10 protein-coding genes are annotated in these 13,579 nt (G+C 73.0%); 6 read left to right on the forward strand and 4 right to left on the reverse strand.

Annotated elements, in window-relative coordinates; all coding sequences use genetic code 11:
• Window positions 1–71: 71 nt before the first annotated feature.
• Both LG395_RS33735 and LG395_RS33740 read left to right on the forward strand, forming a co-directional pair.
• Complete coding sequence (locus tag LG395_RS33735) at window positions 72–923, forward strand: LysR family transcriptional regulator (protein ID WP_225812416.1); 852 nt, start codon at window positions 72–74, stop codon at window positions 921–923.
• 259 nt (window positions 924–1,182) lie between these two features.
• Complete coding sequence (locus LG395_RS33740) at window positions 1,183–1,713, forward strand: DUF4142 domain-containing protein (RefSeq protein WP_171150019.1); 531 nt, start codon at window positions 1,183–1,185, stop codon at window positions 1,711–1,713.
• Between the two features lie 121 nt (window positions 1,714–1,834).
• Here LG395_RS33740 and LG395_RS33745 read toward each other — a convergent pair whose 3' ends face one another.
• Window positions 1,835–3,046 carry an MFS transporter gene (locus tag LG395_RS33745; protein WP_225812417.1) on the reverse strand — a complete coding sequence of 404 codons (1,212 nt, stop codon included), beginning with the start codon at window positions 3,044–3,046 and terminating at the stop codon, window positions 1,835–1,837.
• Window positions 3,047–3,144: 98 nt separating this feature from the next.
• Here LG395_RS33745 and LG395_RS33750 point away from each other — a divergent pair, with 98 nt between their 5' ends.
• Window positions 3,145–3,645 carry a winged helix-turn-helix transcriptional regulator gene (locus tag LG395_RS33750; protein ID WP_171159360.1) on the forward strand — a complete coding sequence of 167 codons (501 nt, stop codon included), beginning with the start codon at window positions 3,145–3,147 and terminating at the stop codon, window positions 3,643–3,645.
• Here LG395_RS33750 and LG395_RS33755 read toward each other — a convergent pair.
• The 3 genes from LG395_RS33755 to LG395_RS33765 form a co-directional block, all read right to left on the reverse strand.
• On the reverse strand, window positions 3,610–4,902 hold the full coding sequence (locus LG395_RS33755; protein WP_225812419.1) for a hypothetical protein: 1,293 nt from the start codon (window positions 4,900–4,902) through the stop codon (window positions 3,610–3,612). The two genes, LG395_RS33750 and LG395_RS33755, sit on opposite strands and share 36 nt — an antisense overlap.
• Entirely contained in the window at window positions 4,892–6,277 is a 1,386-nt protein-coding gene (locus LG395_RS33760; RefSeq protein ID WP_225812421.1) for an MFS transporter, read from the reverse strand. The genes LG395_RS33755 and LG395_RS33760 overlap by 11 nt, the downstream gene beginning before the upstream one ends.
• A gap of 262 nt (window positions 6,278–6,539) precedes the next feature.
• The gene (locus LG395_RS33765) at window positions 6,540–7,808 is read right to left on the reverse strand and encodes a B12-binding domain-containing radical SAM protein (RefSeq protein WP_225812423.1); all 1,269 of its coding nucleotides are present in this window, start codon (window positions 7,806–7,808) and stop codon (window positions 6,540–6,542) included.
• 1,382 nt (window positions 7,809–9,190) lie between these two features.
• Between LG395_RS33765 and LG395_RS33770 the strand changes: the two genes are divergently transcribed.
• The 3 genes from LG395_RS33770 to LG395_RS33780 all read left to right on the forward strand — a co-directional run bounded on the left by LG395_RS33770 (window position 9,191) and on the right by LG395_RS33780 (window position 13,456).
• Entirely contained in the window at window positions 9,191–10,849 is a 1,659-nt protein-coding gene (locus LG395_RS33770) for a Rossmann-fold NAD(P)-binding domain-containing protein (RefSeq protein WP_225812425.1), read from the forward strand.
• An 8-nt stretch (window positions 10,850–10,857) separates the two neighbouring features.
• Window positions 10,858–11,970, forward strand: coding sequence for a Gfo/Idh/MocA family oxidoreductase (locus tag LG395_RS33775; protein ID WP_225812427.1), 1,113 nt, complete (start codon window positions 10,858–10,860; stop codon window positions 11,968–11,970).
• A gap of 382 nt (window positions 11,971–12,352) precedes the next feature.
• Window positions 12,353–13,456: a Gfo/Idh/MocA family protein gene (locus LG395_RS33780; protein ID WP_225812428.1), complete on the forward strand. Its 1,104-nt coding sequence runs from the start codon at window positions 12,353–12,355 to the stop codon at window positions 13,454–13,456.
• Window positions 13,457–13,579 lie beyond the last annotated feature (123 nt).

A 13,579-nucleotide genomic window follows, 5' to 3' on the forward strand; every position in this document is an offset into this window, starting at 1 on the left:
TCACCGCCGGTCCCCCGAGGGTGTCCAAGACCTGTCCCGCAGCGCCGATACCTTGTCGGTATCGTTGCAGAGTGGAGCTTCGGGTCTTGCGTTATTTCGTGGCGGTCGCCGAGGAACTCCACTTCGGCCGGGCCGCCGCCCGGCTGCACATGAGCCAGCCGCCGCTGAGCCGGGCGATCAAGCAGTTGGAGGCCGACGTCGGGGCCCTGCTCTTCGTTCGCTCGCCGGCCGGCGTGACGCTCACCGCGGTGGGCACGGTGCTGCTCGACGAGGCGAGGGCACTCCTCGACCACGCTGACCGCGTCCGGGTGCGCGTGAGCGCGGCGGCCGGTGCCGCGACCATCACCATCGGCATCCTGGGCGACGGCACCGATCCGGGAGTGGCCAGGCTGGCCGCGGCCTACCGCCGGCAGCACCCCGGTATCGACGTCCGTGTCCGCGACACCGATCTGACCGATCCGACCTGCGGGTTGCGTGCCGGACTGGTTGACGTGGCGCTGACCCGGGCGCCGTTCGACGAGACCGGCCTGACGGTGCGCGCACTGCGGACCGATCCGGTCGGCGTGGTCGTGCGCGCTGACGATCCGCTGGCCCGTCGCGACAAGTTGCGACTGGCGGAACTGAGCGGTCGCCGCTGGTTCCAGTTCCCGCCTGGCACCGACCCTCTCTGGCAGTCGTACTGGAACGGCGGCACGCCGCGCGAGGGCCCACAGGTGCGCGCCGTACAGGAATGTCTGCAGGCCGTGCTGTGGAACGGCACGGTCGGTCTGGCCCCGCTCGGACACGACCTGCCCGCGGAGCTGGCCGTGGTGCCGCTGGTCGACATGCCTCCGAGCCGGGTGGTGGCGGTGTGGAACGAGGGTGACGCCAACCCGTTGATCCGATCGTTCGTCGAGATCGCGACGACCGCGTACCGTCGCTGAGCTTCGGTGACCGGTGCGGTCGCACTCGGGACCAAGGGTCGGGTTCTCGCGGTGGACTCCCCCGAGCCGGCCGAAGCGTTCAGCGTACGTCCGTGCACACCCCGGGGCTGTCCGTGTGGGCCGCTCGGGTGAACTGCGGGCCGATCCGGTACGGACGGGTGGCTTCCCGGTACAGATGCATGGGGCGCTCCATCGCGCGCCCGTTCCGATCGCCGGTGCGGCGCACTTGTGCCGAGCCGACGCGAAGGGAGCAAGACCAATGCGCAAACGATCGGTGGCCGCCGCGCTCGCGGCGGTAGCGCTGTGCGGTACGGCCGCACCCCACGCATTCGCCCAGAAGCTCGCCGGCCAGGACTCGACGTTCCTGGTGCAGGTGCACCAGGGAAACCTCGCCGAGATCGCGGCGGGCCAGGACGCAGGCAGGCATGCCCGTACCGCGTGCGTCAAGCAGGTCGGCGCCGTACTGGTACGTGACCACACCAAGCTGGACGCGGATGTGAAGACACTGGCCGGCAAGCTGAACGTGCGGCTGCCCGCCTCCCCGTCCGCGCAGCAGCAGAAGCAACTGGCCGCCGTGCAGGCCAAGGCCGGAACGTCGGCCTACGACAGGGCATGGCTCCAGGCTCAGGATGCCGGACACCGCCAGACACTCGCGCTGATCGACCAGGAGATCAAAGCGGGGAAGAACAGCCAGGTCGTGGCCGCTGCACGCAACGCCCGTCCGGTCGTGGTGATGCACCTGGACATGGTCCGCCAGGGCATCTGCCACATGCCCGCTCACACCGGCTGACCGGGGCCGACCGGCAGTGATCCGATCACCGTCGGCGTCGGCACCACGGCGTTGGGTTCCGCGGGCCCGGCCGGCAGCGGGCTGTCCGCCGTCGGCCGGGTCGGTGCCGAGTGGAGAGCTCTCAGGAAGACCGGAAACTCTCCGCCACTCGGCCGGCCTGTTCGACATTCGGGGTCGTTGGGCGTCGACGTCCGCCGGTGGCCCAGACGATCAGCGCGCAGGTCGCGAATCCGGCTCCGAGCAGGCTGGAGCCGGTCCAGCCGTGGGAGGTGAAGACCGAGGTGGTGGCGGCTGCGCCGAGGGCGGATCCGAGGGAGTAGAAGACCATGTAGCCGCCGATCACGCTGCTGGTGCGTTCCGGATGCGCGGTGGTGAGCAGGTGCTGGTTGCTCACGTGTACGACCTGGACCGCGAAGTCGAGCACCACGATGCCGGTGAGGAGCAGCCACAGCGACCAGGGCAGTTGCGCGGTCGCGGCCCAGGAGAGGATCAGCAGAGTCAGCGCGTAGCCGCTGATCGGGACGGCTCGTCCCGCGTCCGCCCACCGTCCCGCACGCGCCGCGCCCAGTGCGCCGGCGAGTCCGGCGACGCCGAACAGGCCGATCTGGCTTTCGCTCAGGTGCCATGGTGTGTCCGCCAGTGGCAGGGACAGGCCGCTCCAGAGGGTGCCGAACGATGCGAACAGGAAGAATGCGATCAGGCCGCGTGTCAGGAGGAGACGCTGCCCGAACAGTCCGCCGAGCGAGACGAGGGCCTGGCGGTAGCCGGCAGGGGGGCGGGAGGTGTCTTCGGGTGGCAGCGCGCGCAGGACAAGTGGGGCGAGTGCGAGCGCGAGCGCGGCGAGCACGGTGTACACGCTGCGCCAGCCCCATACTTGTGCGAGCACTCCGGTGACGACCCGGGCTCCCAGGATGCCCACCACGACGCCCGAGGTGACGACTCCGATGTTCCGCCCCCGTTCAGCGGGCGGGGAGACCGATGCCGCGTAGGCCACCGTGGTTTGCACCACGACTGCGAACATCCCGGCCAGCGCGAGCCCCGCGAAGGCCGTCCACGCGGCGGGAGCCGCGGCCGTCAGGGCCAGGCCCGCCGCGGTGATCACCAGGTGGACCGCGATGAGCCGGTGCCGGTGGGAGACGACGTCGCCGAGCGGCACCAGCAGCACCAGGCCGGCCAGGTAGCCGAACTGGCCCGTCGAGACGATCCACCCGGCGTGTTCCGCCGGCACACCGAGGCTGGCCCCCATGGGCCCCAGCACCGTTTGCGCGGCGTAGATGCTCGCTACCGCGACACCGCACACGGTCGCGAGGAGTAACCGTCGCCAGACGTCCATCGCACTCCCAACAAAATGAGCGGCGAATGAGTAGCAGAATGAAACTGTTTCGACCGTAGGGCATGATGGTCTCGATTCGCAACTCATCGGGAGGTGTCATGACGCGCCCCTCCGCGGCCGCTCCGAAGCCCGCCTGGACGGATCCGGACTGCCCCGTGGCCCGCACCCTCGACCTCGTCGGTGACCGGTGGAGTCTGCTGGTGATCCGGGACGCGATGGACGGCGCGCGGTCTTTCACCGAGTTCCAGCGGCGGACCGGCGTCGCGCGCAACATCCTCAGCGACCGTCTGCGCAGGCTCATCGCGCACGGGGTGCTCGCCCAGGAGACCGCGCCCTCGGGCCGCCGCCTGCAGTACGTGCTCACCGACGCCGGCCGCGACCTCTTCCCCGTCCTGCTCACCATGCGCCAGTGGGGGGAACGCCACGCCTTCGAGCCGGGTGAACCCCGCTCCACACTGGTCGACGAGCACGGCGCCCGCGTGCCGGACCTCAAACCGACCGGCGCCGACGGGGCTCCCATCGACGCCGGCACCACTCACGTGCGGAAGACCGAGGACGGAAGTTCACCAGAACTGGCGGAGGTTGAAGCTCCGCAGTGAGACGTGGCTCGCGGGCTCGGTCGAACTCCTGGCGTAGAGCAGCGGCATGGCCGTCCTGGGCGTCCCGTACGCGGCGTTCCACGCCAGCCACTGGTACGCGTCCCATCCTCGCTCCATGCCGATTCCCACGCCGTTCTTCGCCAACGTGGCCAGGGCCAGGCGGTGGTGGAAGGCGACGTCGTACCGGGCCCGGACCTGAAGCGGTTGCCGCTGGTGCCGGTCGAACCACTGGAGCGCCGAGACACCGCGCTCACTGGGTTCGTCGGAGTCCTTGTGCAGCCTGATCAGGCGGTCGACGTCGAGCGGCTCGTCCCGCATGAACCGCGCCATCTTGCCCTTCGCCGCCTCGACGGCCGCGTCCAGTGTCCCTCCGGTTCGCCATCGCGGCTGGGCGGGCGCGCCGGACCAGTCGGGGCCGAACGCCTCGTCCATGTCGCGCTCGACCAGCTCGCTGAAGGGATCGAGCGGGGTGAAGCGGAATTCCGTGTCCGAGACGGCGTTGTGCCGCGCCAGCACCGACCGGATGTCGTCCGCGTGCTGATCGAGGATGCGCAGCAGGTCCTCCACCCTCCCTTCGCTCGCGTAGCGCGTGAAGACGAGCGAGTTGACCGTGCTCGCGGCCCGGTCGGTCGCCGTCTGCTGGGACACGTTGACCGTGCGTCTCCCGGCGAGCGAGTTGTCCAGCAGCGCTCCGACGAACGCCACCATGCGGCCGGCGCCCGTCGGGCTGACGTGCTCGGGGAGAACCGGGTCGCTCACACCGGCCCGGTGTGCGCACAGCCCGATCTCGACGTCGAGGGCCGGCCTGTCCTCCAGCAGCGCCGAGAGGAACCGCGCTCCGTCCAGGTAGCGGTTCGCCTCGGGGTTGAACGTCTCGCTGCGCCGGCTGAAGCGGAAGCCGGCGATCATGGTGGGGACCAGCGCCAGCATGCGCGGCACGGTGAGGGTGCTCCGGTCGGCCTTCGGGAGCCGGTCCAGCAGCTCCCTCGCCTTGATGATCTCCTGCCGCGCGGCGACCTGACCGCTCCCGGCGTAGATCGTGGCGGCGATCGCCGTCTCCCACCGGCGCGGCCGTTTGAGCGCCAGCGGATGGATCTGCGCCATGGCGTCCGGGGAGGGGGGCTCGACGTCGGCCCGTTCCGCGTCTCCGCGGACGCGGCACAGCTCCGCCAGTTCCCGCACGTCGATCCTCGCGCCGTTGTAGCGGCTGAGCGTCTGCGACCGCGAGTAGTCCCAGAACGTCATCTCATCGGCCATCGGTTCGTTCTTTCCGCTCGTCGTCTGGTTCGGATGCCTGCCGCCGGCGCAGACCGGGTGCGGCCGCGGCCGGTCGTGCCCAGTGCCCGGCTCCGTCCCGGTCCGGGACGACCGGGCCGACGGCGCGGCGGACGGCGGCCAGCGCGCCGGTGGCCGCCGCCGACCCGGTGGCCAGCAGGACCCACGGCCACCAGGGGCCCAGAGCCAGCGCCCAGGTCAGGACCGACGGGGCGATCGCGGAGCCGACTCCCCAGGACAGCTGGTGCAGACCCAGGTGCCGGCCGGGCCTGTCCTCGGGTGCCATGCGGACGGCGACGGCGTCGCTGGTGGGGGCGTGGAGCAGTTCCGCCGACGTGAACACCAGCACGGCGGCCGCGAGCAGGGGTGGTACCGCCGTCCCCGGCAGCCCGCTCGCCGCGCCGAACAGTACGGCCGCCGCACACCACAGCACGGCCGCCCACTGGAGGGTGCGCAGGTACTCACGCCGCTCCAGGTACCGCACCACCAGGGTCTGGCCTGCCGTCACCAGGACGGTGTTCAGGGCGAACACCGCGCCGACGACCCAGGAGGGCTGGTGGAGCTGCTGGACGACGTAGAGCGGTACGAGCACCGGAAGCGCCACGCAGACCAGCACGAGCAGCGTGTTGGCCGCCACCATCGTGACGTACGCGCGGTCGGGCCGGGGCGCGGCCGGACGGGGCCCGGACACGGTTGGACGGGTCCCGGGCGCGGCCGGTGCCGGGTCGGCGGGCGGGCGCCGGGCGGTGACCAGCAGAGGGGTGAGCAACGCCGTGGCGAGGACGTAGCTGGCCGCGTTCCCGGCCATGACCAGCCGCAGGCCGGTAAGGCCCCACCCGGCCAGGAATCCCGCCGCGAGTCCGCCGGCCGCCAGCCCGATGTTGCGCAGGGTGCGTTCGAGGCCGTACCAGCGGATCAACTCGCCGGGTCGGCAGCGACGGGCGAGGAACGCCCGGTTGGCCGGCCAGAACAGGTTGTCCCCCAGTGCCGCGAGCGTGGCCATCACCAGCACCATCGGCGGTGAGCCCGCCGTCAGGTAGCCGAGGAAGGCCGTCGCGCGCAGCACGTGGGCCGCCTGGACGAGACGGCCCGGGCCCCATCGGTCGAGCAGCGGCCCGGACAGCGGTCCCGCTGCCAGGGCGATGACCCCGGCCACCGTCAGGAGCGTTCCGGCGGTGGCCGCCGTCATGCGGTCCTGCCGGGTCAGGTAGAGAAGCAGGAAGGGCACGGCCAGTCCGCTGCCCGTGCTGTCGACCACGACGGCGGCGAGCAGGAGCCGCTGACCGCCGAGCCGGGGCAGACCGAGCACCGTGCTCATCCGGCCCGGCCGCGGCGGCGCCGACGGTGCGGTGCTCATCGCTGCGCGACCTCCCGGCGCCGGCGCAGCGGGGCGGCCGACGGCGCTCCGTCGTGGTACCGGCGCACCGTGGTCACTACCGGGTCGGCGAGGCCGCCGGGCCGGCCGGACCGTTCTCCGCCGGATCGTCCTGCGCGCAGCTGTCGCCCGCCGTGCCGTCGCCCGGCAGTCGGTCGCCGCGCGGCCCGTTCTCCCCGGGCTCGGCGGGCCGGTGGGGCGGTGGTGGGCTGGGGCCGGCGGGGGCTGGGGGGTGCCGTGCCCGTCACAGCGCCGCCATGGCGTTGCCGAGGTAGTTGGGCAGCCGTACCAACTGGTCCCAGAGTTCGTTCAGGTCCACGGGGTAGCTCTCCCGGTAGCGCCGGGTCACGGCCTCCACCTCGGCCCAGGTGCGTGGCATCCGGCCGTCGTTGTAGCGGGGCGCCAGCTGCTCGTACAGCTTGGTGCCGGGACGCAGGAAAAGCTGGTTGAGCCCGAAGTAGCCGGGCAGGTCGGCCGCCCATCGCAGCAGCTCGCCGTTCTGGCAGGCGGTGTCGTCGGGCAGCCCGATGAGGAGGAAGGCGAACGGGGTGATCCCGGCGTCCTGGAGCTTGCGCACCGCCGCGTTGGTGACGCCGGGCTTGACCCGCTTGCCCACCGGTGTGTCGGCGATCCCCGGGGACTCGGCGCCGAGCCACATGCCCTTGCAGCCGGCCGCCGCCCACTGCTCCACGTCCGTGCGCAGCACCACCTCGGCCCGGCTCTGGCCCGTCCAGCCGAGGCCCTGCCCGGTCAGGCCCTGGCACAGGTCCTTGTAGAAGGTGGGGTGGAGTCCGAAGACGTAGTCGAGGAAGAAGACGAAGTCGACGCCGCGTTCTCGCATGGCCGCGATCTCGGCCAGGGTGCGCTCCACGGGCTGCGGGCGCATGCGGGTGCCGAACGGCAGATGGCAGAAGGTGCACCCGTAGGTGCAGCCGCGCACTCCCAGCACCATGCCGCACGAGCCTCGGCGCACCTGTCCGTCCATGAACACCTCGGCGGTGTACGAGGTCAGGTCGAACAGGTCGTAGGCGGGCAACGGCCACTGTTCGGGCGCGAGTTGCGGGTAGCTGTCCACCAGGGGCAGTACCGGCAGCCCGGGCCGGCCGGCGACCAGGTCGCGCACCGCCTGTACGGCGGCGGAGTCGGCCTCGCCGCGCGCGACGAAGTCGACTCCCAGTTCCTCGCGGGTGGCCTCGGGCAGGTGGGTGGCGTGCGGTCCGCAGGCGAGCACCGTCGCCCGCGGCCACTGCCGGCGGACCTGGTCCACCAGCGCCCGGACGGGATGCAGCACGAGCGGATAGCACTGCGCGCGGTCGGCGATGGCGGTCACGACGACCACGATGTCGGGGTCCGGGCCGGTGTCGGGCGGGGTGTCGGCAAGCCGGTTGTCCCAGACGGACACGCCGATGCCTTCGGCGCGCAGGGCGGCGCAGGCGTTGGCCACGTCGAGGGGCAGCTGAAGGAAGTCGCGCTCGAATTCGTCGTCGGGAATGGCGAAACAGACCTGGGTCATCGGGGACTCCCGGGCGAGGTCATGGGCGCGGGCGGCAGGGGCCTGGAGGGCGTGGGTGATGGACCCGGTCGCCCTCGGCGCCGCCGCGGTCGCGCCGGCGGGTGTGCGGGGGAAGCGGAGGTGAGCGTCGTGGTGCGGGGGTCCGCCGGCACTCCGGTGTGCGCGGACCTGTGGCCGTACGGCGAGGGCGCCGGGCCGCCGGCCCCGGGCCGGTCGACCTGGCCTGCCGGTTCACCCGGCCTTGCCGGGGGCGGGTGGGCGGTGGTCACGGTGCGTTGGCGGGCGGGCGGCTGCCCGACCGCGCGGGCGGTGCGACGGGCCGGACGGGCGGTGCGACGGGCCGGACGGGCCGCGGTGTCCGGGCGGTCGTTGCCGGGGTCCGGCCCGTGAGCCGGTCCGCGCGGTCGCCCCGGCAGCGGGACGGGCGTACGGAGTCCCCGTGCGCCGAGGGGTTCACCGCCGCTGAAGGGGCCGTGCCGGCGGTGTCGAACTCCACGCCATCGTCTCCACCTCTTCTCGTCGTGGGCGGGGCCCTCGATCCGCGGCGACCGGCATGCAGGGAAGCGGCCGGTGCCCCCTCCATCGGAAACGGGACCGTGCGGGACCGGCATGCGAGAGGACCGGCCGCGCCGGGGCCGTGCCCGGCACCGCGAGCTTATGAAGATCGTCCTCCGCATCCCCAGCCCCTACGGCCCCTACGACCCCCTGTCGCGCACCCGGGCGGGAGACGCCCCCGGGCGCGCCGTGACGAACCTTGCCGAGGTGGCGGGGCGTGGGGAAGTCCTCGGGGCGCCGGCCACGGGCCACGGGCCGTGAAGCACCCAGAGCCGTGAAGCACACGTGCCCATCCGGTGCACGCCACCCGACGCCGGACGCACGCCGCGCACCAGCCGGACCGCGCCGGGCCCCCACCGCAACCCGGCCGCACCTCACGGCGACGCGCGCCAAGTCCCGCCCCGCGCCCGGCCGTACGCCTCCCCTTCCCCCGCCGGTCCCCACCGTCTCCCGCGCCGGATGCCCGCCGCCCTGGCCCGCCCCGTGTCCCCGCCCGCCCCCGCACCCCGGTACCCGATCCCGTTCAGCCCTCTCCCGCGCCGGGTGAGCGGCAGGGGGTCGTAGGGGCCGTAGGGGCTGGGGAGACGGAGGGCGATCTTCATAGGCTCCGGTGTGTGAGACGGCCCGGTGCGGCGTGGACCCGACCCGGCCGCAGGTGGTCTCCCTTCCTTCCCGCCTCCGTGCTTGTCCCCACGGGCCGTTGCTCCGCCCGCCCATCCCGTTCCCGCACAGTTCCCGCCCCGCGGCAGGAGGCACTGGCTGCCCCTCCCGGTGTCCTGGTCAGCACCGATCGATGGCCCGATCCACGACGAGAAGAGGTTGAGACGATGGCTTTTCCGGAAAGCGAGTCCCTGGGTGTCGCGGTGCAGGACGGCACGGCGGCGTATCCCGGTTCAGGCCGGTACGAGGTCCTCGACGGCCGCATGACGCTCCAGGACGTCGACGAGACCGTCCGCTCGGTGCTGCGCGGCGAGGGCGTGCCACTCGGGGAACCCGCGGAACGGGAGCCCGGCGGTCTCGTGTTCGAACTGGACGGCACTCCCGTGCAGTTGCGCAGCCGGCCGGTCGCCGACGCGGCCCCGGACACCCTGGATCCCGTCGATCCCCCGGCCGGCCGCACGCAGGTGCTGCTCACCGCCGCCGGACCGCTCTCCGGGCGGGCCGAGGTCGTCTTCGACCGTCTCGTCGACGCGCTGACCTTGCGCGGCCGGTGCTACACCGACGCGGAGATCGACACCATCGTGCGCGGCATGCCGTTGGTCGCCCGCTACGCCGACGAGGAACCGGCCTTCCGTGACTGGGCGTTGATCTTCCGCGACCACTACGTGGAGAACAGCGTGGGCTTCCTGCTCGGCATGGAGCGGGCCGGCATGGACAAGGAGTGGATCTTCGCGCTGTCCAAGGGCGACCGGACCGAGCACCGCGACCGTGTCCACGCCTGGTTCCTGCACCGAGGCTACCGGAGCGACACCCTGGACAACTCGGTGATCAACGGCTCGGCCGACACCGCGGCGCGTGCCTACGCCCTGGCCGTCAACGAGCGGGTGGACGACTTCGTCCGCCAGGCCCACGGCGCGGGCCGCAAGGTGCTGGTGATCGACGACGGCGGTCTGCTCGCGCAGGGCTACGGAGCCGACGGCGTCCTCGACGAACGCATCGACGGCGCCCTGGAACTGACCGTCAGCGGGCTGAAGCGCATCACGAACGCCCCCGGTGGACTGACCGTCCCGGTGCTGAACATGGCCCGTTCGAGGCTGAAGAGCATGCTCGGCTACAACGAGATAGCCGACTCCTGCGTGCGCCGGCTGCGTGCCGTGCTGCCCGGCGAGAAGTTCATCGGCCGTCACGTACTGCTGCTGGGCTACGGCACGCTGGGGGGCCGGGTGGCACACGCGCTGCGCGCGCTGGGCTGCCGCGTCGCCGTGGTGGACACGGACATCCTGGCGCTGATCACGGCAGCCGAGCACGGCTACGAGACGTACACCAGCGCGGGCGAGGCGCTGAGCGCCCACGCCCCCTTCCTCGTCATCGGCAACACCGGTGAGCTGGCGATCACCCACGACGATCTGCCGCTGCTGCCCGACGGCGTGTACCTCGCGGGTTTCGCCACCAAGGACTTCAGCCTGCTCAGCGAGGGCTTCGAGGGGCTTGGGTCCACGACGATCCCCCATGTCGGCGTCCGCTACGCCCTGCCCACGGGCACCACGGCCACCCTGCTGGGCGACGGCCGCTCGCTCAACCTCTTCGAGTACGAGGGCATCGCCAACCGCGGTTACGACGCCTACCGGGCCGGCACCCTGATCGCCGCCAAGACGCTGTGCCGGGAGGCCGGGCGGCTCGGGCCCGGACTCCATCTGGAACCCGTGGACCGGGCGATCGACGACGCGGGGCTGTTCGCCGCCTACTACGAGGAGTACCTGGCCTCCGGCGCCCGCCGCCCCGCCGCGCCGGCCGCTCCCGCGGGCACGACCCCGGAGACCCGGTGAGGCCCCGCGTGTCCGGCACCCACGTCTGCGTGATCGGCTACGGGGCCGCGGGCCGGCTGCACCAACAGCTGCTGGCCGACCTCGGCTTCGACGTCAGCGTGGTCGATCCCGCCCCGGGCACCCCGCCCACCGGGATCCCGGTCTTCGACCGGGCCGAGCAGGCCGTCCGCCACCGGCCCGTGGACGTCTGGTCGGTGTGCTCGCCGACCGCCACCCACGTCGCGACGACGGCGGACGTGCTCGCCGTCGATCCCCGGGCCCGGCTGCTGGTGGAGAAGCCGCTGTGCCGCACCTGGGAGATTCCCGAGCTGACCTCTTTGCTGGACCGCCATCCCGAGGCCCGTCTGGTGGTCATGGACCAGTACCGGCACTCGCAGGCGATGGCCCTGCTGCGGACGCTGCGGCGGGAGCTGGCGCCCCGGCACGCGCTGCGGGCGGTCCGTGTCGGGTTCGGCAAGGACCGGCGGGCCGACATCGCGGCGGGGCGGTTCGTCGACCACGACTACGGCGTCTTCGGCTACGAGTGGCTGCACATGCTGGCCCTTGTGCGCGGCGCGCTGCCACCGGAGACGTACGACCGCTACATGGGCACCAGCCCGCAGGAGTGCGGTCTGCGGGTGGCGACCGATCCGGAACTGACCAGCACCGCCGCCCACGAGCAGGCCGCGGCCGACGGGGTGGACGTGGAGTTGTACTCCACCATCGTCGGTCCCGACCCGTCCGGGCGGGTGGCCGTGCCGGCCTGGTTCGACCGGCCCACCGCGGCCGGGGAGAGCCGGCAGCGCCATGTCGAAATGCTCGTCGGGCCCGTGCGCTTCGGACTGGACCTGGACCCGGTGACCCTGCCGCGCGGCACCCGGCTGCCACGCAACACCCACCGGCTCGCCGTGGAGGGCCCGGACCTGCGGCGCGAGTGGCTGGTCCACGACTCGCCCCTGGACAACGCCCTGCGCTGGTCGGTCGCCACGCTGCTGTCCCCCGCCGGTCCGCCCGGCCTCGACCTGCGCGGTGTGGCGCGCATCGGCCTGCTGGCCGACACCGCCCACCCCGCCGGCCGGCAGGCCCCCGCCCTACGCGACACCGCCCGCCCCGCTCCCCGGCCGCCCTCCGTCCGTACGTGACACCGCTCGTCCCGGGCCCCTCCGCCCGGAGCGGGTTCGGCACACCGGCCGTCCCGGCGGTCCGTGCCCACACGCCTCCGGCCGGTCGCGCACGCATCCGGCCGGTCCCGAGCGCATCCGGCCGGTCATGCCCGCCGTTCCCTGTGGCGGGCGCTGCGGCCGGGTCCCGTCGGACGCTCGGCCGGCACCTCGCCGTACGACAGGCCCGCTCGGGCCCGCGACGGCGCGGCGCCCGTGAGCGGCCGGGGCCCGGGGAACGTGACCCGGGCGCCACCGGGCGGAGCACCCGGCCGACCGCGACGACCGGGAGTGCCGTCTCACCATGCTCCGCTCCCCCCACCACACGGCCTGCGTCATGGCCCCGACTGGATGAGAGGTTCCCTTGCTGACGTTCGGAGTGATCGGCTGCGGGTCGATCGGCGGTTTCCTGGCCCGGCTGCTGACCCGTGAGGACGAGGAGCTGGCCGGCCGGGCACGGCTGGCCGCGGTCGCCGGCCGGGATCGGGCGCGTGCCGGGGCGCTGGCGGCCGAAGTGGGCCGCCCCGCGACCGGCGTGGCGGAGCTGCTGGCCCGGCGGGACGTGGACGCCGTGCTCGTGTGCACGCCGAGCGGCACCCACGCGGGGCTGGCCGAGGCGGCGCTGCGTGCCGGCAAGCACGTGCTGGTGGAGAAGCCCGTCGATGTGACGCCGCAGGCCGCCGACCACCTGATCGCCGTGGCCCGGCAGACGGGGCGGACGCTCGGCGTGGTCTCCCAGCACCGCTTCGACCCCGCCGCCCGGCTGGCCCGTTCGGCGATCGAGTCCGGGCGGCTGGGCCGGGTCACCTCCGTCATGACGGAGCTGTCCTGGTGGCGCGGTCCGCGGTACTACGAGTCCGGTACCTGGCGCGGCACCCCCGACCTGGACGGCGGCGGGGCGCTGATGAACCAGGCGATCCACGCGGTCGACCTGGTGCAGTGGCTGGCCGGACCGGTGGTGGAGGTGGCCGCGCACACCGCTCGACTGGCCCACCCCGGCATCGAGGTGGAGGACCTGGCGACGGCCAGTCTGCGGTTCGCGAACGGCGCGCTGGGCACCTTGCTCGCCACCACGGCCGCCTACCCGGGGCGTACCGCCCGGACCGCGGTCAACGGGGACCGGGGTTCCGTGGTCATCGACGACGACGAACTCGCCTACCTGCATCTCGCCCGGGAAGGCGAGGACGCGCCGGCGTACGGGGCGTTCGGCGCCGCCGACCAGTCCGCCGAGTACGCGGCGTCGCTGGTGCGGGACCGTGCCCGGGACGCCGGGGGCCTGCTGTACCAGCCGCACCGGGACCAGCTCCTGGACTTCTGCGACGCGGTGCGCGAGGGGCGCCCTCCGCTGGTGGACGGCGTGGCCGGACGGCAGGCGGTGGCCGTGGTGACGGCGGTGTACGCGTCCGCCAGGACCGGCCGCCCACAGCAGGTGGACACCATGGGTGCCGCGGAACGGGCGGGAGTCTGACGACATGAACAGGAAGGATCGCCCTTCGCCGGCCGTCTGGCGTTCCTTAACGGAAGTCAAAAAGATGACAAAATGGCGGGCGTGATCGGGCGGCTCACCCGGCCTGACCTACACTCGATCTTC

Source organism: Streptomyces spinosus (assembly GCF_020400655.1).
Classification (GTDB): domain Bacteria; phylum Actinomycetota; class Actinomycetes; order Streptomycetales; family Streptomycetaceae; genus Streptomyces; species Streptomyces argyrophylli.

Excerpts from the sequence above, each read along its gene's own strand:
- LG395_RS33740 (WP_171150019.1), top strand. The coding sequence starts at position 1,183 with ATGCGCAAACGATCGGTGGCCGCCGCGCTCGCGGCGGTAGCGCTGTGC.
- LG395_RS33745 (WP_225812417.1), bottom strand. The coding sequence starts at position 3,046 with ATGGACGTCTGGCGACGGTTACTCCTCGCGACCGTGTGCGGTGTCGCG.
- LG395_RS33750 (WP_171159360.1), top strand. The coding sequence starts at position 3,145 with ATGACGCGCCCCTCCGCGGCCGCTCCGAAGCCCGCCTGGACGGATCCG.
- LG395_RS33755 (WP_225812419.1), bottom strand. The coding sequence starts at position 4,902 with ATGGCCGATGAGATGACGTTCTGGGACTACTCGCGGTCGCAGACGCTC.
- LG395_RS33760 (WP_225812421.1), bottom strand. The coding sequence starts at position 6,277 with ATGAGCACCGCACCGTCGGCGCCGCCGCGGCCGGGCCGGATGAGCACG.
- LG395_RS33765 (WP_225812423.1), bottom strand. The coding sequence starts at position 7,808 with ATGACCCAGGTCTGTTTCGCCATTCCCGACGACGAATTCGAGCGCGAC.
- LG395_RS33770 (WP_225812425.1), top strand. The coding sequence starts at position 9,191 with ATGGCTTTTCCGGAAAGCGAGTCCCTGGGTGTCGCGGTGCAGGACGGC.